At 50.8% G+C, this 20,850-nt stretch carries 19 protein-coding genes; 14 read left to right on the top strand and 5 right to left on the bottom strand.

The features are described 5' to 3' along the window. Nucleotides 1–289 precede the first annotated feature (289 nt). From NDI45_RS03730 to NDI45_RS03705, 6 genes are all read left to right on the top strand, one after another. Complete coding sequence (locus NDI45_RS03730) at nt 290–616, top strand: helix-turn-helix transcriptional regulator (protein WP_190794293.1); 327 nt, start codon at nt 290–292, stop codon at nt 614–616. A gap of 150 nt (nt 617–766) precedes the next feature. Further along, a complete protein-coding gene (locus NDI45_RS03725; protein WP_190794292.1) occupies nt 767–1,039 on the top strand; it encodes a hypothetical protein in 273 nt (90 codons plus the stop codon). A 125-nt stretch (nt 1,040–1,164) separates the two neighbouring features. Next, on the top strand, nt 1,165–2,451 hold the full coding sequence (gene hisS, locus NDI45_RS03720; RefSeq protein WP_348246380.1) for a histidine--tRNA ligase: 1,287 nt from the start codon (nt 1,165–1,167) through the stop codon (nt 2,449–2,451). 175 nt (nt 2,452–2,626) lie between these two features. Further along, nucleotides 2,627–2,827, top strand: coding sequence for a hypothetical protein (locus NDI45_RS03715; RefSeq protein ID WP_190794290.1), 201 nt, complete (start codon nt 2,627–2,629; stop codon nt 2,825–2,827). Between the two features lie 631 nt (nt 2,828–3,458). Then, nucleotides 3,459–3,656: an NblA/ycf18 family protein gene (locus NDI45_RS03710; RefSeq protein ID WP_348246378.1), complete on the top strand. Its 198-nt coding sequence runs from the start codon at nt 3,459–3,461 to the stop codon at nt 3,654–3,656. 500 nt (nt 3,657–4,156) lie between these two features. Further along, a complete protein-coding gene (locus NDI45_RS03705) occupies nt 4,157–5,029 on the top strand; it encodes a universal stress protein (RefSeq protein ID WP_190793341.1) in 873 nt (290 codons plus the stop codon). Nucleotides 5,030–5,075: 46 nt separating this feature from the next. Here NDI45_RS03705 and NDI45_RS03700 read toward each other — a convergent pair whose 3' ends face one another. Continuing rightward, entirely contained in the window at nt 5,076–6,620 is a 1,545-nt protein-coding gene (locus NDI45_RS03700; protein WP_347277904.1) for a serine/threonine-protein kinase, read from the bottom strand. A gap of 386 nt (nt 6,621–7,006) precedes the next feature. Further along, nucleotides 7,007–8,116, bottom strand: coding sequence for a glutamate 5-kinase (gene proB, locus NDI45_RS03695; protein ID WP_190793342.1), 1,110 nt, complete (start codon nt 8,114–8,116; stop codon nt 7,007–7,009). Nucleotides 8,117–8,715: 599 nt separating this feature from the next. Between proB and gmd the strand changes: the two genes are divergently transcribed. The 3 genes from gmd (at nt 8,716) to lipA (ending at nt 11,014) form a co-directional block, all read left to right on the top strand. Continuing rightward, on the top strand, nt 8,716–9,789 hold the full coding sequence (gene gmd / locus NDI45_RS03690; protein WP_348246375.1) for a GDP-mannose 4,6-dehydratase: 1,074 nt from the start codon (nt 8,716–8,718) through the stop codon (nt 9,787–9,789). A 76-nt stretch (nt 9,790–9,865) separates the two neighbouring features. Continuing rightward, nucleotides 9,866–10,057, top strand: coding sequence for a YqaE/Pmp3 family membrane protein (locus tag NDI45_RS03685; protein ID WP_190793344.1), 192 nt, complete (start codon nt 9,866–9,868; stop codon nt 10,055–10,057). Between the two features lie 87 nt (nt 10,058–10,144). Further along, the gene (gene lipA, locus NDI45_RS03680) at nt 10,145–11,014 is read left to right on the top strand and encodes a lipoyl synthase (protein ID WP_348246372.1); all 870 of its coding nucleotides are present in this window, start codon (nt 10,145–10,147) and stop codon (nt 11,012–11,014) included. Between the two features lie 124 nt (nt 11,015–11,138). Here the strand turns inward: lipA and NDI45_RS03675 are convergent, their stop codons facing one another. Further along, a complete protein-coding gene (locus NDI45_RS03675; protein WP_348246370.1) occupies nt 11,139–11,735 on the bottom strand; it encodes a hypothetical protein in 597 nt (198 codons plus the stop codon). Nucleotides 11,736–11,928: 193 nt separating this feature from the next. Beyond that, nucleotides 11,929–12,864 carry a phosphoribulokinase gene (locus tag NDI45_RS03670; protein ID WP_190793347.1) on the bottom strand — a complete coding sequence of 312 codons (936 nt, stop codon included), beginning with the start codon at nt 12,862–12,864 and terminating at the stop codon, nt 11,929–11,931. A gap of 322 nt (nt 12,865–13,186) precedes the next feature. Between NDI45_RS03670 and NDI45_RS03665 the strand changes: the two genes are divergently transcribed. The 4 genes from NDI45_RS03665 (at nt 13,187) to NDI45_RS03650 (ending at nt 19,244) form a co-directional block, all read left to right on the top strand. Next, nucleotides 13,187–13,948 carry a peptidylprolyl isomerase gene (locus NDI45_RS03665; protein ID WP_190793348.1) on the top strand — a complete coding sequence of 254 codons (762 nt, stop codon included), beginning with the start codon at nt 13,187–13,189 and terminating at the stop codon, nt 13,946–13,948. Continuing rightward, nucleotides 13,945–16,473, top strand: coding sequence for a type I secretion system permease/ATPase (locus NDI45_RS03660; RefSeq protein WP_190793349.1), 2,529 nt, complete (start codon nt 13,945–13,947; stop codon nt 16,471–16,473). Before NDI45_RS03665 ends, NDI45_RS03660 begins: the two co-directional genes overlap by 4 nt. Nucleotides 16,474–16,643: 170 nt before the next feature. Then, nucleotides 16,644–18,491, top strand: coding sequence for a cadherin-like domain-containing protein (locus NDI45_RS03655; RefSeq protein ID WP_348246367.1), 1,848 nt, complete (start codon nt 16,644–16,646; stop codon nt 18,489–18,491). 312 nt (nt 18,492–18,803) lie between these two features. Further along, complete coding sequence (locus tag NDI45_RS03650; RefSeq protein ID WP_190793351.1) at nt 18,804–19,244, top strand: ferritin-like domain-containing protein; 441 nt, start codon at nt 18,804–18,806, stop codon at nt 19,242–19,244. A gap of 11 nt (nt 19,245–19,255) precedes the next feature. Here NDI45_RS03650 and NDI45_RS03645 read toward each other — a convergent pair whose 3' ends face one another. After that, entirely contained in the window at nt 19,256–19,714 is a 459-nt protein-coding gene (locus NDI45_RS03645; protein WP_348246365.1) for a metallophosphoesterase family protein, read from the bottom strand. A 585-nt stretch (nt 19,715–20,299) separates the two neighbouring features. On the opposite strand from NDI45_RS03645, the gene NDI45_RS03640 reads away from it, so the two are divergent. Then, complete coding sequence (locus tag NDI45_RS03640) at nt 20,300–20,848, top strand: GNAT family N-acetyltransferase (protein ID WP_348246363.1); 549 nt, start codon at nt 20,300–20,302, stop codon at nt 20,846–20,848. Nucleotides 20,849–20,850: the final 2 nt, after the last annotated feature.

The following is a 20,850-nucleotide window of genomic DNA, read 5'->3' as shown; positions in this document are numbered from 1 at the left end:
ATCCAATAGCTCCAACACCGATCAAGCGGCGGAAATTGCTCATGCGGTTGCTCATGCGAAAAACGAGAAACAAAACCTGACTTCAAAATCATCCCTTATCCTATCGAACTCAGGACGCTTATCCCGCAGAAGCCGTTCCCAGTTGCAGCCCAAACCGTCAAAGGCTCAGTCAGCCCAACATCGAGCTAAAGAATCTCTAATAACAATGCGGCGATCTCAGAATAAATGCCTACAATGAAGACAGTTAGACTAAGTACATATACACATTGCAGTTAAGCGAGCACTGGTTATGACAATGAGCGGCGAGACGCAAAATGCTGGAAGCCTTTCCGAGCGGGAACTCCAAATCGTTGAGCTGGTCGCGGCTGGTTTAACTAACCAGGAAATCGCTGCAAAGCTTGACATTAGCAAACGCACCGTAGACAACCATATCAGCAACATCCTGACCAAGACCGCAACCGGAAATCGAGTGGCACTGGTGCGCTGGGCATTGCAGTGGGGCAAAGTCTGCATTGACGAAGTTAACTGCTGTACGCTACCGATCGCCAGAGACGCGCTCCCGCCTGCCACAGAGATGCCTGAAGAAGAAATAATGGCTACCGAAGATTTGCTCTAACCGACTCCATCTTTTCGCTTTCTGAAAACCTTTCGTATCCCGAAAGTTTGTATCCCAGAAATCTGTATCTTAGAAAACACAGTGTCAGAAACCTGTGAAAGAATGGGTAATACCTGCACAAACCCATGCCCCCTCACCGAAACTGCTTGAATGAATGCCTCTTTAACTCCTGTTCGACTGGTTTGTCCCCAGTTACCGCTTGCAGTCTACTGCGAAGTTGCTGCCCACCTGAGACAGGTTGATGGGGTTGAAGCAGACTTGCTGCCGCAAACTTCTCAACAGTTCAGCTATCAAGAAAGTCAGGTCGGCGGACTCTGGCTCCGCTACACCTCAGCCGCAAATACAACTGCTCAGCAGCGCGTCGAGCAAATTCTGCGCTACTATGCCGATCGCTTTGGAGGGTGGGAACGGCTGAATTCCTAGAGGGTGGGGCGATCACCTGCCGCACGAGTTGAGCTAAGATTTATTGCTTGGGAATTGATGCAAAAGCGATGCAAAACAGTTTCCCCTGCGCGGTAATCGCCTTTTTCACTCTCTAGATCTGATCCATGAGCGGAATTCAAGCCATTAAGGGAACACGCGACATCCTGCCCGATGAGGTGGGCTACTGGCAGTGGGTTGAGTCCGTTGCCCGGACAATTCTTAGCCGCGCCGCCTATCGAGAAATTCGCACCCCTATCTTTGAGCAGACCGATTTGTTTGAGCGCGGAATCGGGGAAGCCACCGACGTGGTCGGTAAGGAAATGTACACCTTCCTTGATAAAGGCGATCGATCGATCACGCTGCGCCCTGAAGGCACTGCTGGAGCCGTGCGGGCATACATCCAGCGTAGCCTCTATGCCCAGGGAGAAACTCAGCGGCTCTGGTACACCGGACCCATGTTTCGCTACGAGCAGCCCCAGGAAGGACGGCAGCGACAGTTTCACCAGCTTGGGATCGAATCAATCGGCAGTGCTGATCCCCGTGCCGATGTGGAAGTGATTGCGCTGGCGATCGACATTCTCAAAACCCTGGGTTTAGACAACCTGCGCCTGGATTTGAACTCAGTCGGAGATCCAGACGATCGCCGCCAGTATCGCGAAGCACTCATCAACTATCTCATGCCCTATCGGGCAGACCTGGATACCGATTCCCAAAACCGCCTGGAGCGAAATCCCCTCAGAATCCTCGACAGCAAAGACCCCAAAACAAAGCAAATTGTCCAGGACGCGCCTAAAATCTGGGATCACTTTTCGCCAGACTCCCAGCAGCGATTTGAACAGGTGCAGCAGCAGCTAACGGATTTGGGCATCGCCTATCGGCTGAATCACTGCCTAGTGCGCGGTTTAGACTACTACACCCACATGGCATTTGAAATCATTGCCGACACGGGACTGGGGGCGCAAAATACAGTCTGCGGCGGCGGTCGCTACGACGGGCTGGTGAAAGAGCTGGGTGGACCCCAAACTCCGGCAGTCGGCTGGGCGATCGGCTTAGAACGGCTCATCATTCTGCTGCGACAGGCGACTGAGGCAGCTCCGGCAGCTCCGCTGGATTTTTATTTAGTATCAAGGGGCGATCGGGCAGAAGCTCAGGCAACCCAGCTTGCGCAGATGCTGCGGCATCAGGGCTTTTCAGTAGAGCTGGACTTAAGTGGCAGTGCGTTTGGCAAACAGCTGAAACGTGCCGATCGGAGCGGCGCAACTGCCTGTCTCGTTCTGGGTGATGCAGAAGCAGATAGTCAAACAGTGCAGCTTAAATGGCTGGCTTTGGGTCAGCAGGAAAAAATTACTCAAGCCGATCTCTCTACAAAGGCAGATGAGTTTCGGGAGCGGATTGCTCAAGCTAGGGCCTAGCCAGTTCGGGAACCGACACATCTTGATTCCGGTCAATTTACCCACTGATTACAATCTGGAATCAGGTTTAAGATAGAATACCCCTGTGGTGTGAATGAGTAATAATTACTAGTCCAAGTTAATGAACAGCATAATTTCTTCTAATTCTGGTGTTACCGCTGAATCGGCTCAAAGAATGGCTGCATCATCTTCATTCCAGCCATCGCCCAATCGGAAACTGCCTTACCAGGCAACTCATCAAGTTGAGTTAATGCATCTTGAGGCAGAAACAGAAGCACTCTTGCAGCATCTTCAGGCATTGAAACAGCGTCGTCAAATCGTTCAGAATGTTTCGCAACCAGCGGGACAGCTCGAGCCTGCACTGGCAATGCGCTAATCTGGCTTGGCCGAGTTTGTTTTACTGGGCCTGTCTTAACTGGTCCGTTTTAACCTGACGGTCGCGCTCACAACTGCCATTTCACAGTTGCAACCTTATGATCCGAATAAGTTTTTTGCCTGCACTCGATCGAGCTGTAGGCTTTTTTGATTTCCGCCTGTTTCTCGCCTGGCTGGCTTTGTCGCCTCAGGCCGTCTTTACTGCCTCAGAGGTTATTGGACAGTAAACAACTTGATCGAGACCGTGAAAATGGGCTTGGAGTCACACGATTTAATGAGTCTTTCCGAAGAAATAGATTAGTTTTTCTGATCTCCCATTCCCCAAAAGCTTCTTTTTCTCAAGCAGGAGCAGGCCTCGATCGCTTTTGTTAAGAAGATTTAAGCGATCTGTTCAAGCCGAACATTCTTCGAGCGCGCCCCTTGCTACAAATACTTCATCCTAGAGAAATACCTATGTAGGGGGTGGTCGCTTTGTCAAACAATTGTTATCTTCTGTAATATGCAAGTGATAACCTGTATTTGTTTAGGGAACACTGCATTCACCAGGCAGCTAGAAGCAAAAGTCTTTTTTGATGCTCTGCTCCATGCCTGAGTCCCTCGGTTCACTACTTCACTTCAACTTGGAGTTAATTATGAGTCAGCCTATCGAACTCTCACTAGAACAGCAATTCAACCTTCGTTCGTTTGAAACTCAAGTCGAGCGGATGAGCCGTGAGCAGGCTCAAGATTTCTTAATCAAGCTCTATGAGCAAATGATGGTAAAGGAAAATATGTACAAGCATTTCCTGAAGCATCAGTGGGGAATTGAGACTGCGAACCAGTACGAGTAATCGTCTGCGACCTTGTGGACGACCTCCCTCTCTTGCTTTGTTCCAGAAGAGAAAGGGGCTGGGGATGCTGGGGCGTCAACTCGGAAGCTCATTTGCTTAAAAATCTAATGATGATAGCCTTTAATCAAGCCGCAAGCCGTCTTCTGAAGAGATAGTCGATACAGTCAAAAGACACAGATAACAGGTGGCTCAGGCGTAAGTTCAAAAAGACAATGGGTCAGACTGATCGGGAAAAGTGGGGAAAGAAAAACAGCATTATTCATACCCGATCGCTCAAGACTAGACCAAAATTCAAACTTATTTCAACGATTGAACTGTTCTCAAATCGTCATTTCGAGCGATAAAGCTGCTGAAATTTCTTAGGTTCAGCAATAGAGATGACCAACCGGAGAAAGGGCATTACTGGAGCCGTTGCTCGCAAAAATCACCGCATTTAGAGAATTGAATTCCCAGCAGGAATGGTAGGTTAAGAGGAACAGTCATCCTGCTTAGTTGCTACCATGTTCCAAAGGCTTCTTATCTGCACTGATTTCATTGATGGTTTGCAGCGCATGGTGCATTTTGTACCGAATCTTGCTGCAAGCGGCATTCAGCAAATCACGTTTCTTCATGTGATTCCGCTGGACAGCGATCGGCAAATTCCCAGAATCGATTCGGACAAAGCGCGTCAGATTCGCGATCGCCTTGCAGTCGCTCAACAAGCAGTGCCAGATGGGGTTGAAGTCAGAATTGAGGTGCAGTGGGGCCGCCCCATAGATGCGATCCTGAAGACTGCCCAGGACAATGCGACTGATTTGATTTTGCTTGGAACAGCAGCCCGGAGTTTATTGACCGAAAAACTGTTTGGCAGTACAGCAGTTGGAGTGTGCCAGCGCACCTCTGTTCCGGTGATGGTTTTTCGACCACAGCTCCTCTCGACTTTTATGGTGGAAGAGTTAGCACTACGATGCCAAAACCTTTTTCGATATTTCCTGATTCCTTACGACAGTTCCAATGAAGCAGAATACCTGCTACAGCGAATTCGTCAGCTTGCTCAGTCTGGCAAGGGACCGTTAAAAGAGTGCCTCCTGACGTGGGTCGTTAGCTCTAGTGGACGGCGAGAAGTTCCCAAGGATTATCAGATCAAAGACGCAGAAACTCGACTGGCCGCTGCCAAATCCACCCTGGACTTGCCCGACCTCACGATTCACACCAGAGTGCTCGAGGGTGAACCGGTCGCCGAAATTCTGCTAGCAGCAATCGACTACGATATCAGCGCAATTACGCTAAGTTCTAAACGGTTTGGCAAGCTGAGCGAACTCCCAACCCCCAGTTTTGCAGGGGAGATGCTGCGGCGAAGCTGGCATCCCATCATTTATTTTCCGCATTCCTAAGGGATAGCCCATTCGACAAAGCCTTTAAAGCATGCTGCAGTTCTAATCATGCCGATGGACTTTTAAAGGCAGTGAAGCCACTGCTGTAGAGCGTCTCTAGCTTGGTGAGAATCTGAGGCTTGATTTTTTCTAGCTCGTGCTTTAGCAAATCCTTGCTCACCGTTGGGTTAGGCGGAATTCGAGATGCCTGTCCTACCATTGCCCATTCATGCAGCAGTTGACACTGAGCTGGGGCGATCGACACTGACTGAATGCTGGCACAGCGCATCGGATCCTCAAGGGCGAAAAACAGGATGCGGTATTGTCCAGTGGTGCCTAAGAGCGTGGCCATTTGCCGACCCGGTGGACTTTTCAGATCGAGATAGCAGGGCAACCAGCGTGGCTCATGTTCCCGGTTGTAAAGCACAGTAAGCCACAGCAGCATCGGATGCGGCATTTCCAGAAAAAGAAACTGGTTATAGCGGCTACACGTCACGCGCTTGTGAATCTCGATCCGGGGCAGCATCACCCATAGGGTTGGCAGCATTCCCTGGCTGGTTTGCATTGGCTTGGGAAAGACAATCTCCGCGATCGGCATTTGGGGGGGCCAAGTAGCGAGCCGATAGAGTTCATCGCCTTCCAGGAAGTTCGAGGGCTGAGCGGCTGGGGTGACAGGCAGGCGAGACAGGGATGCTTTAATTCGCTGAGCGACTTGCAGCCCGGTTCCAAATCGTTCTTCGAGCGGTCCAAGCGCGGTTACAATTTCGGCAACTGACTGAGGACGATCGCCCGCCGATTTTTCCAGGCAGCCCATCACCAAATTTTCAAGGACTTTTGGCACTTTGACGCTGGGGTTGACGGTAGCGATCGGCTGGGGCTTTTGAAAATGATGTGCCTTGTACCAGCCCCCAAACGAGTGGGTATCGGCGTTGAGCGGCATTTTGCCTGTCAGCATTTGAAACATCAGCACGCCCAGGCTGTAGATATCGGAACGGGCGTCAAGTTCACGTCCTTCCATTTGTTCGGGCGACGAGTAGGCAAGCGTGCCCATAAAGCAGTTGGTTTGATGACCTTCGGGCTGAAGTACCTTAGCGATACCAAAATCCAGAATTTTGACGAGTTCCCCTAAACTATCGTTCTGCGTCACCAGAATATTGCTGGGTTTAATATCGCGATGAACGATCGGGAAGGTTTGTCCCTCGATTTGGATTCCCCGGTGAGCGCACTGTAGCCCCAGACAGATTTGCTTCAGCAGATGCAGAAAGCGAGGAACCACCATCGCCTGCTGCGCGACCAAGTCGCTGAGGTTAGAGCCTTTGAGGTACTCCATCACGTAGAACGGAATGCCTTCTTCGTCTACCCCATAGTCGGTCACACGCACAATGTGAATGCTGCGCTGTCCAAGCTGGGCGCAGGTTTTTGCTTCTCGCTCGAAGCGATCGCGCATTCGCTGATTCAGCAATGCCTGAGAGAGAAATTTGATGGCAACAGGAATCCCACCCAGCGCGTCGTCATCGGCTCCGTACACGCGCCCCATCGACCCCTGACCGAGCAACTGCCGCAGGTGATAGCGATCGTGTAAAACTCGCCCGACGTTAGCATCCGTCATCATCACAAAATCGCCCTTAAGAAAATGGACGCTACGACGGACATTAATCTGGGTCGTTTAACGGCTGTATTCAATCCTGAGTCGTTCACAGGCTTAGAGTGTTGCGACTGAAAGTGCTAAAACTCGACGTAGAGACCCGCCGGATTCTCAAAAGAGACTGTTGGAACCAATGGAGCAATAAAATTGTCTCGATCAAAGGAAGCTTCTTTAAGCACAGGTGGAAGTCCTTTCCAAGAGCAACTGCCCCTTCAAGCTGGAAAGCAAACCGAAGTAATGGCTATTTTAGCGATTTCATCTGTCGATTGGGGTAAGTATAAACCCTCTAAAGGGGTTCTGCTGTAGAGTGCCCTGAAACAACCCCATACACACCCGTCTACCCAGAATTTCGGCTAGCTGCTTAACACCAGGTTGTCGCGATGCACTACCGTCTCCGCCCCACCATAGCCTAAGATTTTTGGAATTTGCTCGGAATGACAGCCGCGAATCTTTTGCAGTTCACCGCTGGTGTAGTTGACAATGCCCCGCGCCACTTCCTGACCCGATCGATCGCAAAGTAACACTGCATCGTGCATCTGGAACTCGCCTTCTACCTCGCGCACTCCTGCCGCCAGCAACGACTTTCCGGCATCCCGAATTGCCACGATCGCCCCTGGGTCTAAAACCAGCTTTCCGGCAGGAACCAGACCATGAGCAATCCAGCGTTTACGGGCATTAACGCGATCGGGCTGCGGCTCAAATCGAGTGCCGATCGACTCTCCTGCAAGGATCTTGAGCAAATTTTGGGGCGATCGACCTTCGGTGATCACGGTGCGGATTCCAGCGAGTGTGGCAATGCGGGCGGCTGCAATTTTAGTCACCATGCCGCCTGTGCCCCAGCTTGTGCCCTGGTCACCCACTTCTACAAACTGGCTGAGCTGCTCGATATCTTCCACCACGGGAATCGGCTGAGCGTCTGGATGGGAACGCGGATCGGCGGAATAAAGGCGATCGACATCGGTAAGCAAAAATAGCCAATCTGCCCCCACCAAGCTGGCAACCCGCGCCGAAAGGGTATCGTTATCCCCAAATTTGAGTTCTTCGACGGCAAGCGTATCGTTTTCGTTCACGATCGGAATCACGCCCAGCTTCAAAAGTTGCCGAAAGGTGCGGTAGGCGTTGACATAGCGGCTGCGCTCCATCAGGTCAGTGCGGGTAAGCAATACCTGGGCGATCGGCTGCTGAAGCGAACTAAACAGGTCATCATATACCCGCATTAAGCGACCCTGCCCTACGGCTGCGACTGCCTGCTTCATGGCCATGCTGCGTGGACGCTCGGTTAACCCTAGCCGGGCACAGCCCACCCCGACTGCTCCCGAAGAGACCAGAATCACATCATGCCCCTGCTGCCGAAGCTGGCTGAGCGTTTCAACCAGCTGGGCGATCGTCGCCAATGCCAAAAATCCGGTGTCGGGTTGAGCCAGACTTGAAGTGCCAATTTTAACGACCAGCGTGTGACCCATGACCAAAAGAAGCAGGATAGAAGAAAAGGATCAGAAAACCAATGCGGTGTTCCAGATTTAGGATTGTATCGAATTTTGTAGGCTTCCGGGCAGGGCGGGCTTTCACCGAATTTTTATTAATCACTTACAAAACCTTCAAGACCAACTATACGGATATGCTTCTGAATCCCGTGAAATAATGCAAAGAAGGAGCGCCAATTCGTTCTTCTGATAGTTCAAGTGGTGGCTGAAGTGATCGTACGGTCAGCTCCCTTTGAGTTCACCTTGAGTTCAACAAACTGTTGACCTTTGACGTTCGAAAGCTGTTTCTCGCCAAGGTTCTGTTACGAATCGGACAGCCGATGGGAATTAAAGCTCTGTCTGCGGGAATGCTAGTTCATGACAATCTTGGATTTGACATGACGACTACTTTGACATCACAGCAGGTTCGCATGATCACGGGTTTGCATAATTATCAGAAAGCGACTTTGACCTAGAAAACGTCGCCTGACCCGGCAAATGACTGGGAAAACAATACAAGCTTGCCCCCCGGTTTAGCAAACGGTCGGGAGAACGATGAGCTTGCCAATCGTCTAAGTCCTTATACAAAAGAAAGCAGCATGACTGAACAGAAACGCGCACTGATTACGGGGATTACGGGTCAGGATGGCTCCTACTTAAGCGAACTGTTGCTCGAGAAGGGCTATGAAGTTCACGGCATTATTCGCCGCACCTCGACCTTCAATACCGATCGCATTGATCATATCTACGACGACCCCCACGAAGAGCAAGCCCGCCTGTTCCTGCATTATGGCGACCTGACCGACGGGACGACGCTGCGCCGGATTCTAGAGGAAATTAAACCCCACGAAATCTATAACCTGGGAGCCCAATCCCACGTTCGTGTCAGCTTTGACTCCCCCGAATACACCGTCGATTCTGTCGGAATGGGAGCGTTGCGCCTGCTTGAAGCTGTTCGCGATTACCAGCAGCGTACCGGAATCGAAGTTCGCTACTACCAGGCTGGTTCTTCCGAGATGTACGGCAAAGTACAAGAAGTGCCTCAAAAAGAAACCACGCCCTTTTATCCCCGCAGTCCCTACGCCTGTGCAAAGGTCTATGCCCATTGGCAAACGGTGAACTACCGCGAATCCTACGGGCTATTTGCCTGCAACGGCATTCTGTTTAACCATGAATCGCCCCGACGTGGTGAAACTTTCGTGACCCGTAAGATTACTCGTGCCCTAGCGCAAATCGTTGCAGGACAGCAGAACAAGCTGTTCATGGGCAACCTGGACTCTAAGCGGGACTGGGGCTATGCCAAAGATTATGTGCGCGCCATGTGGCTGATGCTCCAGCAAGAGCAGGCGGATGACTATGTGATCGCGACAGGCGAAACCTATTCTGTAAAAGAATTCCTCGACCTGGCATTTGGCTATGTGAATCTGAACTGGCAGGACTATGTGGAGTTTGACGAGCGGTATCTGCGTCCGGCAGAAGTGGATCTGCTGATTGGCGACCCGACCAAGGCAAAAACTAAGCTGGGTTGGGAACCGAGCGTTACCTTTGAACAGCTCGTGCATTTGATGGTTGAAGCAGACCTGAAGGCAATGGGCTTAGTGCCCCTTAACGGTCACATCCTTCAGCCTGTGCTAGATCACGCAACGGTTCGGCAAAAAGTAGTAAGCCGATAATCGTCCCCATGAAGGAGGTAGGTTGCAGGACGATCGCCAACAATGAGGTTATTCAGTGTCAAGTTGAGAAAAACCAATGAAAATTCTGAAATACCTTTTGGCGATCGTTCTACCTCCTGTGGCAATTTTGTTTACCTACGGCGTCAGTAGCGCACTGGCTATTAATATTGGGCTAACTCTGCTGGGTTGGGTTCCCGGAACTATTCACGCTCTCTGGGCAATCTCGAAGCACGAAGAAAAATTTGGCAGCGGTGTGACCAATTCATAAGCCCCACCAGTCTAGAAGTGTAACAATGGGTCGATCGCTTGCTGTTAAGATGGATTTGTTTCATTTAGCGATCGATCCAGGATTTTTGTGGTAGTTAAGCCAGAGTGGTTACGAGTTAAAGCTCCGCAGTGGGAGCGGGTCGGTAACGTTAAAGAAGTGCTGCGCGATTTGGGACTGAATACGGTGTGTGAAGAGGCATCCTGTCCCAACATTGGTGAGTGCTTCAACGCTGGAACCGCTACGTTTCTGATTATGGGTCCAGCCTGCACGAGAGCCTGCCCCTACTGCGACATTGACTTTGAGAAAAAGCCGAAGGCACTCGATCCCAGCGAACCCGATCGTTTAGCTGAAGCAGTGCGAAGAATGCGGCTCAATCATGTCGTAATTACTTCGGTGAACCGGGACGATCTGCCCGACGGCGGTGCATCACAGTTTGTTCGCTGTATTGAGGCGGTGCGATCGGTTTCTCCCCAAACGACAATCGAAGTCCTGATTCCCGATTTGTGCGGCAACTGGACTGCACTGGAACTGATCTTGCAGGCGAAGCCAGAAGTTCTCAATCACAATACCGAAACGATTCCCCGGCTCTACAGGCGAGTGCGCCCCCAAGGAGACTATGCCCGATCGCTGGCAGTTTTGAGCCAGTCGCGCCAGAGTGCTCCGTCGGTCTACATCAAGTCAGGAATCATGGTGGGCTTAGGCGAAACTGACGAAGAAGTACGGCAGGTGATCCAGGATTTGCGATCGGTAGACTGCGACATTTTGACGATCGGGCAATATCTCCAGCCCAGCCAGAAGCATTTAGGCGTTCAGGAGTTTGTGCCGCCGGAGCAGTTCGACGCATGGCGCAAGTTTGGGGAAGCGATTGGCTTTTTGCAGGTGGTTTCGTCGCCGCTGACGCGCAGTTCCTATCATGCGGAGCAGGTGCGTGAACTGATGCAGAAGTATCCGCGATAGGGATTTCATAACCGAAAACTCAATGACCCGAACACCCGCAAAGCAGCGGCGCAAGCCTGGAGCGTATAATTTAGCGGACGAGTAAAAGCTTTTTGGCTTTTGAGGAGTAATGCGCTCCGCTCCGCTAAGGCATCCTAGGGCTCTGCAACTGTTCAGGAACGAGATGACCGATCAATAGCTTCAGAAACAGGGTCGGAATAAACCACTCTATGCCCGGCGTTGGGCTAATCCCGTACAGTTCGATCGCAATGACAACTAGATATAGCCCTGCGGCGATCGGTCGTTTAAGGTAACTGCGGACAGACACTACAACTAAGGTCGCAATAAGCAGGTAAGAGCTAATCAAGCCAAAATAATGCCAGTCGAACTGAGGCGAATCTCGAAAAAGCCACGAGACGATCGCTACATGGGTAAGGTGGAGCAGGACGAAGGCAAGGTGTTGAACCCAGGTCACTTCAGGTCGGTGATACCATCGCTTTGTAGTGTCAGTTGCATTGCAAACGGCTCCACCAAGGATGTCAAAACTGAGGATGGCTCCTATAACGAGATGCAGGGGGTCAAACCCTAGCCACCAAAGTCGCAGTACAGCCCCAAACGTACCCGCAATAGAGCTGACTACGATTAAAGTATTTTCGGCTGGGGTAGCACCCGGTCCAATAAGCCGATCCCACAGCCCAGCTAAGCCACTGCGGGGAACCAGAGAACCAAAATCTTTTGCCATCTCCATCTAGACTTGTATTTGCCGATTGATGTCAAGTTTAGCTGACAAATTTAGCTGAGCAAATATTCGATGAATCGTGTTCTACTCATCGCTGCCTCTGCTGCCTCCGCTAGAACTGCCACTCCCTCCGCTACCAGATTAGCTGCCAATTCATTGTGTTTTTTGCCGGAAGAAGTAGGGGAACTTGCGGAGCTTAAAGGTTGAGTGCCTTTAGCATGTGGTAGGTGATCAGGAGCTGGGTAATCGCTAGTGGATAGCTCTGGAGCGTTTCGCCCGTAGTGCCGACGACTTTGCCGATCGTCGATTCGCTGCCTGCAATGCTGCAAAACTTACCCAGGTAAGGCACTTCGTTGCAGAGCATTCTTTCGAGCTGCTGCACCTGTTCTGAGGTAGCGTGACCGTCAATTTCTAGCAGGTCTACGGGTTTACCCATATCGCGATCGAGTCCGAGGCGCACTGCAGAGCTAACTGGAGCACCGCAGGGCAGAATATTGCAAAAGTCAGGATGGGGAATGGTCGGGCGCAACACCAGCCGTACATTCAGCAGCAAATCGTCTTGCGGAGTGCCGCTATTGGAAGGGTAAAACGATACGATGACATCTGCCCACTGTCGCTGCGGACGGATAAAAGCTTCCGAGTCGGATTCTCGCTTACGCATCTGATCCATCACCTGCTCTTCGGTGTAGCCGCGCTTGCGGGTGTCTCGCTTAATTTTCCAGTTAGTTCGCAGCTCTTCCGGGGGCGCAAGATAAACCTTGACATCGTAAGAATCGCGCATTCCGCGTGTCGAGTAGCCGAGCAGCCCTTCAACAATTACAAAGCGGCTGGGTTTGATGTACTCTGGCGGATCAAACATCCCCGTCGAGTGATTATAAATCGGCTTCAGAATCGGCTGTCCGCTGCGGAGCAGGCTGAGGTGCTGCTGAATAATGTCGAGATAGTTGCAGTCCGGATGGAGCGCAGAAATTCCCAGCTCTGCCCGCTGCTGGCGATCGTAGCGGTGGTAGTCGTCGGTGCAGATTACAGTTACATCTTCTTCGCCCAATACCTGAGCGATGCCACGTGTCAGAGTAGTTTTTCCGGCTGCGCTATCTCCGACAATGCCAACAATAATCGGGCGATCAGACATCGGTTTTCCCCGCTAGTTTTCCCTGCTAGAAGTCGCTGTTTCAACTGACTAAATTTTAAGTCTTCTTATTCTATGGGTTCTGGAGATCAGAGGAAGGTAAAGTTTTTTAGCGATCGATTACAAATATCGATTACAAAACTGATTTTTGCCTGCTAGGAGGGAGAGCCGGAGAAAAGAAGCAGATGAGTTTTGGCTATTCCGTAGAACCACTCATTGATTAGACCCCGGTCAAGTAGATCCACTTAACCAAACTTTGAAATTTGTATGAGGACGAGTGGATTTGGGCATAATGGGTTAGCTATGACGCTTTATTAGGATGAGCATGACATCCGAACCCTTTCTGACGATTGACGAACAGCCCATCACCATCGGGCAAATCTTTCGATATTTACAGGCAAGCCGCAAACTAGACGGCTTTATTGGTGATATTGTGCGGCAATTTGTGATCGAGCGCGAGCTTCAAGCGCAAAGCCAACAAGCCATGAGTTCGGTAGCGATCGAACAAGCCGTGATCGACTTCCGGCTGCAAAACCAGCTGACCGACCCCAACCAGTTTCAGCAGTGGCTCAACGAACACGGGCTGACCTATGAAGCGTTCCACACTCAGCTTGCGACCAATTTTCGGCTGAAAAAGCTCAAAGACGACATCACCGAGCCGAAATTGCAGGAATACTTTATCGGACGCAAGGTGTTCCTCGATCGCGTCGTTCTCTCCCGAATTATTGTTGCAGATAAGGAACTGGCAGAGGAATTAAAGAGTCAGTTGCAGGAAGGTAGTAGCTTCGAGCAGCTTGCCAAAGACTATTCGCTCACGGACGATCGCCTGATGAATGGAATGGTCGGTCCGGTCAGTCGCGGCACCATGCCCGATATTCTGCGGGCGGCGATCGATCTGGCACAGCCAGGAGAGGTCGTGGGTCCGATCGGCATGGAAGAACGCTGGGGGCTATTTCGCGTGGAGGCACTGCTTCCGGCAACGCTCGACGATCCGCAGCTTCATCAGAGCTTGCAGGATGAGCTGTTTGAACAATGGCTGGGCGAGAAGATGCAAACGCTACCAATTAAGATTCAGGTGAATGCATGATTACCAATGACCTGCTTGCCAATCTCGACTGGCAAAATCCGCCCCTTTCCTGGCTGAATCCAGAGCAGCAGCTTTTGCTTAAAGGTCGGGCCAAGACCCGCTCCTGTAATTTGGGCGAAGTGATCTGGTCTACGGAAACGCCGGGCAGTCAGTTTGTGGTGCTGACGGGCAAAGTGCGGCTGGTTCCCAGCGAGGGCAGTCCGGTGCTGCTAAAAGCAGGGGATTGGTTTGGCGATTTGCTGCACCTGACCGACCAGTGGAAAGCCAGAGCCGCCGATAAAGCAGTGGTGGTTGCCGAGTGGAGCCAGTCGGACTGGGAATTGCTCAATACAACGGAGCTACGGCAGTTTTGGGCATCGGTACGATCGCGCTATCAGCCGAACTATTCCGCCGCGCCCCAGCCCATTTCCGGCTATCCGTTTGTTGCGGGCTTGAATACCGCCGCCGCCAGTCTCACAATGCTGGCACAGCACCTCGATACGCCCGTGCAGTTGGAATGGATGCAGCGACAGTTGCGCGGTCGGCGTCCCAAAAATGTGATCGACGGGGCAGAAAAAGCGGGGTTTCAGCTTCGCCGCCTGCTGATTGGCAACTGGACGGATCTGCGGCAAATCAAATTCCCGGCTCTATTACAGTGGCAGCAGCCGGAACACTGGGTCGTGGCTTATGGCGTGCGGGGCGATCGTCTAATTATTGGCGATCCGATGAATCCGGGGCGCACCTGTGAAACCGTGCCACGTGCGCTGGTCGAAGAATCCTGGGATGGGCAGCTTTGGCAAGCGGAGCTAATTCATAAGCAGGAACAGTTCAACCTGGGCTGGTTTTTGCCCGCTGTCTGGAAGTTTCGGACGCTGCTGACCGAAGTTTTGATTGCGTCGTTTACGCTTCAGCTTTTGGGTCTAGTTACGCCCGTCGTCACTCAGGTCATTATCGACAAAGTGATGGTGCAGGGCAGCATTCCTACGCTGGACGTGATGGTGTTCGCGCTGCTGGGAGCGGCAGTCTTTGAGGCATTGCTGGGCATCCTGCGGATGTTCATCTTTACCCACACGACAAACCGCCTGGATATGGCATTGTCGGCTCAGCTTTTCCGCCATTTGCTGCGCTTGCCGCTGTCTTACTTTGAGGCGCGTCGAGTTGGGGATACAGTGGCGCGGGTGCAGGAGCTAGAGGAAATCCGTCAGTTTCTGACCAGTACGGCTCTCACGGTGGTGCTGGACAGCATCTTCTCCGTGATTTATCTGGTGATGATGTTTTACTACAGCCCGACCCTGACCGGGGTTGCGCTGGCGGCGATTCCGCTGTTTGCAATTCTGACGCTGATCGCTACGCCGATTTTGCGAACCTGGCTGAATGAAACCTTTAACCGAAGCGCGGATAGCCAGTCTTTCCTGGTGGAAACGATCACAGGGATTCATTCGGTGAAGGCACATGCAGCAGAAAAAACCTCACGCGATCGCTGGGAAGGACTCTACGCCCGCTTTGTTCGTACCGGATTCAAAGCAGCCACAACGGCAAATATCAGCAACCACGTCGGCGATTTTCTCACCAGCTTTTCTGCCCTGCTGATTCTCTGGTTTGGGGCGCATCTGGTAATCAAGCAGGAACTCACGATTGGTCAATTAGTCGCTTTCCAAATGCTGTCTGGTCGGGTGACGGGTCCGCTGCTGCGATTGGTGCAGCTCTGGCAGAGTTTACAGGAAGTGCTGCTCGCGGTCGATCGGATTGGCGATATTCTCAATGTTGCACCGGAAGCAGAACCGGGAACCGGACTAATGCTGCCGCCGCTGCGAGGTCAGGTCAACTTTGAGCAGGTGTTTTTCCGCTACCAGGAAGCGCAGGAGCCGATTTTGCGCGGCATTTCCTTTGATGCGGAACCGGGAATGTTTGTCGGTATTGTGGGGCGAAGCGGTTCCGGGAAAAGTACGCTATCGAAGCTGATTCAGCGGCTCTATCAGCCCGAAGGCGGGCGAATTTTGATTGATGGATTTGATGTCAAAAGTGCGGATTTGGCGTCGCTGCGTCCTCAAATTGCCGTCGTACTGCAAGAAGACTTTTTGTTTAACGGCACAATCCTGGAGAACATTACGCTGGGCAACCCGGAAGTCACCGCAGAACAGGTGGTGGAAGCGGCGCGGCTGGCTGTGGCACACGACTTTATTTGCGACCTGCCCAACGGCTACGAAACCAATGTGGGCGAACGTGGTACCTCGCTTTCAGGTGGACAGCGGCAGCGAATTACTCTGGCACGACTGTTTCTCTCGACTGCGCCGATTCTGATTCTGGATGAAGCTACCAGCAGCCTCGATGCCGAAACCGAACAGCAAGTCTTAGAAAACCTGAAGCGGGTTTCTCCCGGACGCACGATGTTTATGATTGCCCACCGCTTTTCGCCCCTCAAACGAGCTGACCTGATTCTGACAATGGAGAAGGGCGTGATTGTTGAGCGGGGCAAACACGATGAATTGCTTCAGCAAAAGGGACTCTACTGGTCGCTGTATCAGCGTCAGCAGGCAGCGGTTTAAAAGCTCTGCCAAAAATGATCGATCGTCCTTCATCTAAGTTCTGAAGGGCGATTTTTTTATGACCAGCAGTTTGTATCTTCAATCACAAAATCAAGGATTGTAAATATTTCCGGAAGAATCCCCAGCTGAACTGTTGACAAAAGCAGGAGTTTATGGAAGAGAAGCCCTCTATGGCACAAGATTCTGGAAATACGTTGCTCTCTGCCCGATCGCTGAATCTGGCAACGGGTCCAAAGACGCGCAGAGAAACGATCGGCGGCAGTAGTGATCCCCGCGACTTCTTCAAGTTCAATCTGACCAGCCGCAGCAGCCTGGATTTAAGCCTGAAAAAGCTGCGATCGAATGTTGATGTGTCGCTACTCGATAGCACCCGCAAAGTCATTGCCTCTTCTCGCCGAGCCGATCGCTTGTCAGAATCGATTAAAACCACGCTGGATGCAGGCACGTTCTATATTCGGCTAAACACGAAGGAAGCGAGTACAGGCTATCAGCTCCAGGTTGCCGCAACACCAATTCCAGGAAGTGGAACTCCGGGCGGTGGAACTCCGGGTGGCGGAACTCCGGGTGGTGGAACTCCGGGTGGTGGAACTCCGGGTGGTGGAACTCCGGGTGGCGGAATTCCAACCAATACTGCGCCAACGATCGGCACTAACACGGCACTAATCGTCAGCCGGAACGGAACGGGGACGATCGGACGAACCAATCTGTTCTCTAGCGACACGCAGCAAACCGCAGACCAGCTTTTGTATCGTGTCACCAGTTTGCCTGCTTCTGGATCGCTCTTCCTTAACGGAACCCCGCTTGGAGTGGGAAGTGCCTTCACGCAGACTGACATTGACACCAACAAGCTGACCTACAAGCAAAACTCTGCCAAGGACATTCCTAATGCAGGTCGACAAATATCTAGCGATGCTTTCCCACAGATTTCTGGCTCTAATGTAGTCTGGGGCGCAAAGGACAGCACTGGGGACACAGAAATTTTCTTTTACAACGGCATAACTAAAGCGATCACTCAACTCAGTGACAACACAGTAGAAGATAGTGCGCCCAAAATTTTTGGCTCGAATGTCGTCTGGGAGAGCGGCACAGGCACAGATGCTGAAATCTACTTATACAACGGTACATCTGGAGCAACCACACGCCTGAGTGACAATCCGCTAGCAGACACGAACGCCAGAATCTCGGACAGCTTTGTGGTCTGGCAACGGAGGTATCCGTCAGGAGAGCATGATATTCGGTACTATCGGCTCAGCGATGGAGCTTCGGGAGCAGTTAACAACAGCATAACCTTAAACGATATTGATCCTGCTTTATCTGGTTCCAAACTAGTGTTTCAGCGCGATAATATCGCAGGCGCATCGACAAACGCAGATGATGGAATTTTTTATTATGATCTGGCGACGTTAGGACCAACGCAAACTCAACTGAGTGTTGGAAACTCTGCTTATACCGATCGCAGAGCGCAGATTTCGGGTTCCGCTGTAACCTGGGAACGTCGGAACTCAACTGAATCCGATATTTTATATGATGCAGACGTTACCACATCAGGCGGAGTCAGTTCAATTAACGTCAGTGCAGACGACGATACTAACCCGCTCATCTCTGGTTCAAAAATTGTCTTCCAACGCAGCGGTACAACAGGCGGAACCAACGACGGAATTTATTTGTTCACGATCGGCGGAGCCGCAACCCGAATTATTCCTCCGTCTACAACTACTGCTGATGTGACGAGCTTTGACGGCAACAAAGTTGGCTATACCAACACATCAGGAGGCGGCTTCAAAGCAGCAGTTTATGACATCCTTGCAGGCAATTCCCAGGATCTGGTTGGGGGTGCAGCTGTTGAGGGAATACCTGTTGTTTCGGGCAACAATGCTGCCTGGATCGGTGGAGGGAGTTCCGCTTTGATTGACCGCCTCTTCTTCTACGACACTTCGATCGTTTCTGACAACTTTGGCTTCAGCGTCAGCGATGGCTTGCTAACGACAAACGGCACATTTAATTTCACGATCGGTTGATCAATTCGCAACATCGTTTGCAATAACCGGATCGAAAACCTGTTTAGGGCGCACGTTAGGGAGGAGTTGTTGATTCAATTCTTCCCTTTTCTATGGGGGATTCAAGCTGAAATCAGCCGCAAGCTGCATTTTATGAAAAATATCAGCTTGTACAATTGAGAAGGATTCTCATTCCTAAGTTAGTGCAAGCGAAAACCACAGCCTAGAAAAGAAGCCGTCTTTTACTCCGGTCTTAACTGCCTGCGCTTGTTACTTAAATCGGTATGACGTAAAATCGATTGCTTCACAGTTCCCGGAAGGGGGATTCGCCTTATGAAAGAACTTGATCTCCAGGCTACCACTAACACCCTCAATGCCATTCTCGAAGCCGAATTAGCAGGCGTGGTTCGCTATACGCACTATTCGCTGATGGTAACTGGACCGAATCGAATCCCGATCGTCGCATTTCTGAAAGCTCAGGCAAGCGAATCGCTGCTTCATGCTCAGCAGGCAGGTGAAATTATTACGGGATTAAACGGACATCCCAGTTTGAAAATTGCGCCGATCGAAGAAACTTATAAACACGAAATTTACGATATTTTGCTGGAAAGTGTAAATCATGAAAAAGCAGCTCTTGCACTTTACAAACAGCTTCTAGAAGTTGTGGAAGATGCCAGCATTTATCTTGAAGAATTTGCCCGCACGATGATTGGTCAGGAAGAGGCACACGGCATGGAATTAGGCAAAATGCTGCGCGATTTTCGACCGTCATAAAGGGACAATCCCTAGACATCGAGCGGCACAATTTCCGCCTCAGCCAATGTGCCTATAATTTGAAGCTGGGCGATCGTCACAGGTAGCTTGAACCTACGGGGTCCGGCACTGCCCGGATTAAGAAACAGAACTCCGTTCAACTTCTGAATGCTGGGCTTGTGAGAATGTCCACTAATCACAATTTGCACCCCCGTCGTGATGGGGTTGAAGTCGAGTTCAGTTGCAATATGCAGCAAATAAACAGACAGCCCTTCGATCGTGATCGTCTCCCGTTCGGGAATAGCGTTTGCCCACGCTCCTTTGTCATTATTGCCACGCACAGCGATCACGGGGGCGATCGTTTTCAATTCCTCCAGCACTTCGGGCTTGCCAATATCTCCGGCATGAAGGATTAGCTCAGAATTTGCCAGGGCAGCGATCGCCTCAGGACGAACTAAACCGTGAGTGTCAGAAATAACGCCAACTTTCATGTTGTCTCATCCTCATGGGATAACAAATGAAATAACAAAAATTTTCACGGTTTTCTCCCATCTATTTTTTCCATTCATTCTTTTTTCGCTCATCATAGTGATAATTTCTGATGGTCAACATCATTCTTGAGACTGTTGCATCAACGCGAACTCCCTAAGAAATTAAACCGATCGCTTCAGAAATTGATAAGGTCGTGTCATTCAACCCGAACGCGTTGCAGGTAGAACACGTATTTTTTGGGGAAAAGATGCGGAAATAGAACGCGGAATAAATTGGAAAATAGCAATAAAGAGCCGATAGACAGCCTAAAGAATGCTATAGCTCCGTTGAAACTACATTTCAAGGATTATCCTGTTTAAGAAATAACAGAGTTTTTTAAGCTTTTTGCCGCACTTATCGTCGTTACTTTTCCTAATGGGAGCATCGTTCTTGAGATGGCTGCGCGAACAGGAGCAAGATACTTCAGTTATCGCTTCATGCGATTGTGGAACTAGTTCATAAACAGTTTTCAGAATCTGTAGCTCTATTTACGGAAATTTGAATAAGCATCTTGAATTGAACTACAAGCTAATAAAAAGTGAAACGTGATTCAATCTCCGCATACCCTGATTACAAACCGCCTTATCCTCCGTCGTTTGCTGCTTAGCGATGCTGAAGCGGTTTTTGAGTATGGCAGCAATCCTGAAGTAACCCGGTATATGATCTGGCGCAACCATACCGCTATTCAAGATGCAGTTGCTTTTCTAGAACAGTGTATTTGCTCCTGGAATACAGGCAAAGAGTTTTGCTGGGCAATAACCGTTAAGCCAGAAGATCTAGCAGTTGGCACAATATCATGTCGAATTGAGCAGTCTGAGGCGGATTTTGGCTACGTGCTAAATCGGAAATACTGGGGACAGGGCTATGCAACCGAAGCGGTTCATTCTGTCATGTCTTGGTTGATGAACTTACCAGATGTCGATCGCATTTGGGCAACCTGCGATATTGATAACCGAGCATCGGCAAGGGTTTTAGAGAAAAGCAGTTTGCAATACGAGAAAACTGTACCTCGCGCGATGATACGTCCGAATCTGGCTTCGACTCCGCGAGATACGCTGGTTTTTAGCCGGGAGAGAGCAGAAGGACTTTGGTAAAT

It is taken from the genome of Leptolyngbya sp. GB1-A1 (assembly GCF_039962475.1).
In the GTDB taxonomy this organism is placed as follows: domain Bacteria; phylum Cyanobacteriota; class Cyanobacteriia; order Elainellales; family Elainellaceae; genus Leptolyngbya_A.
The sequence above is the reverse complement of the archived record's forward strand: the minus strand, read 5'-3'. Positions and strand labels throughout refer to the sequence as shown.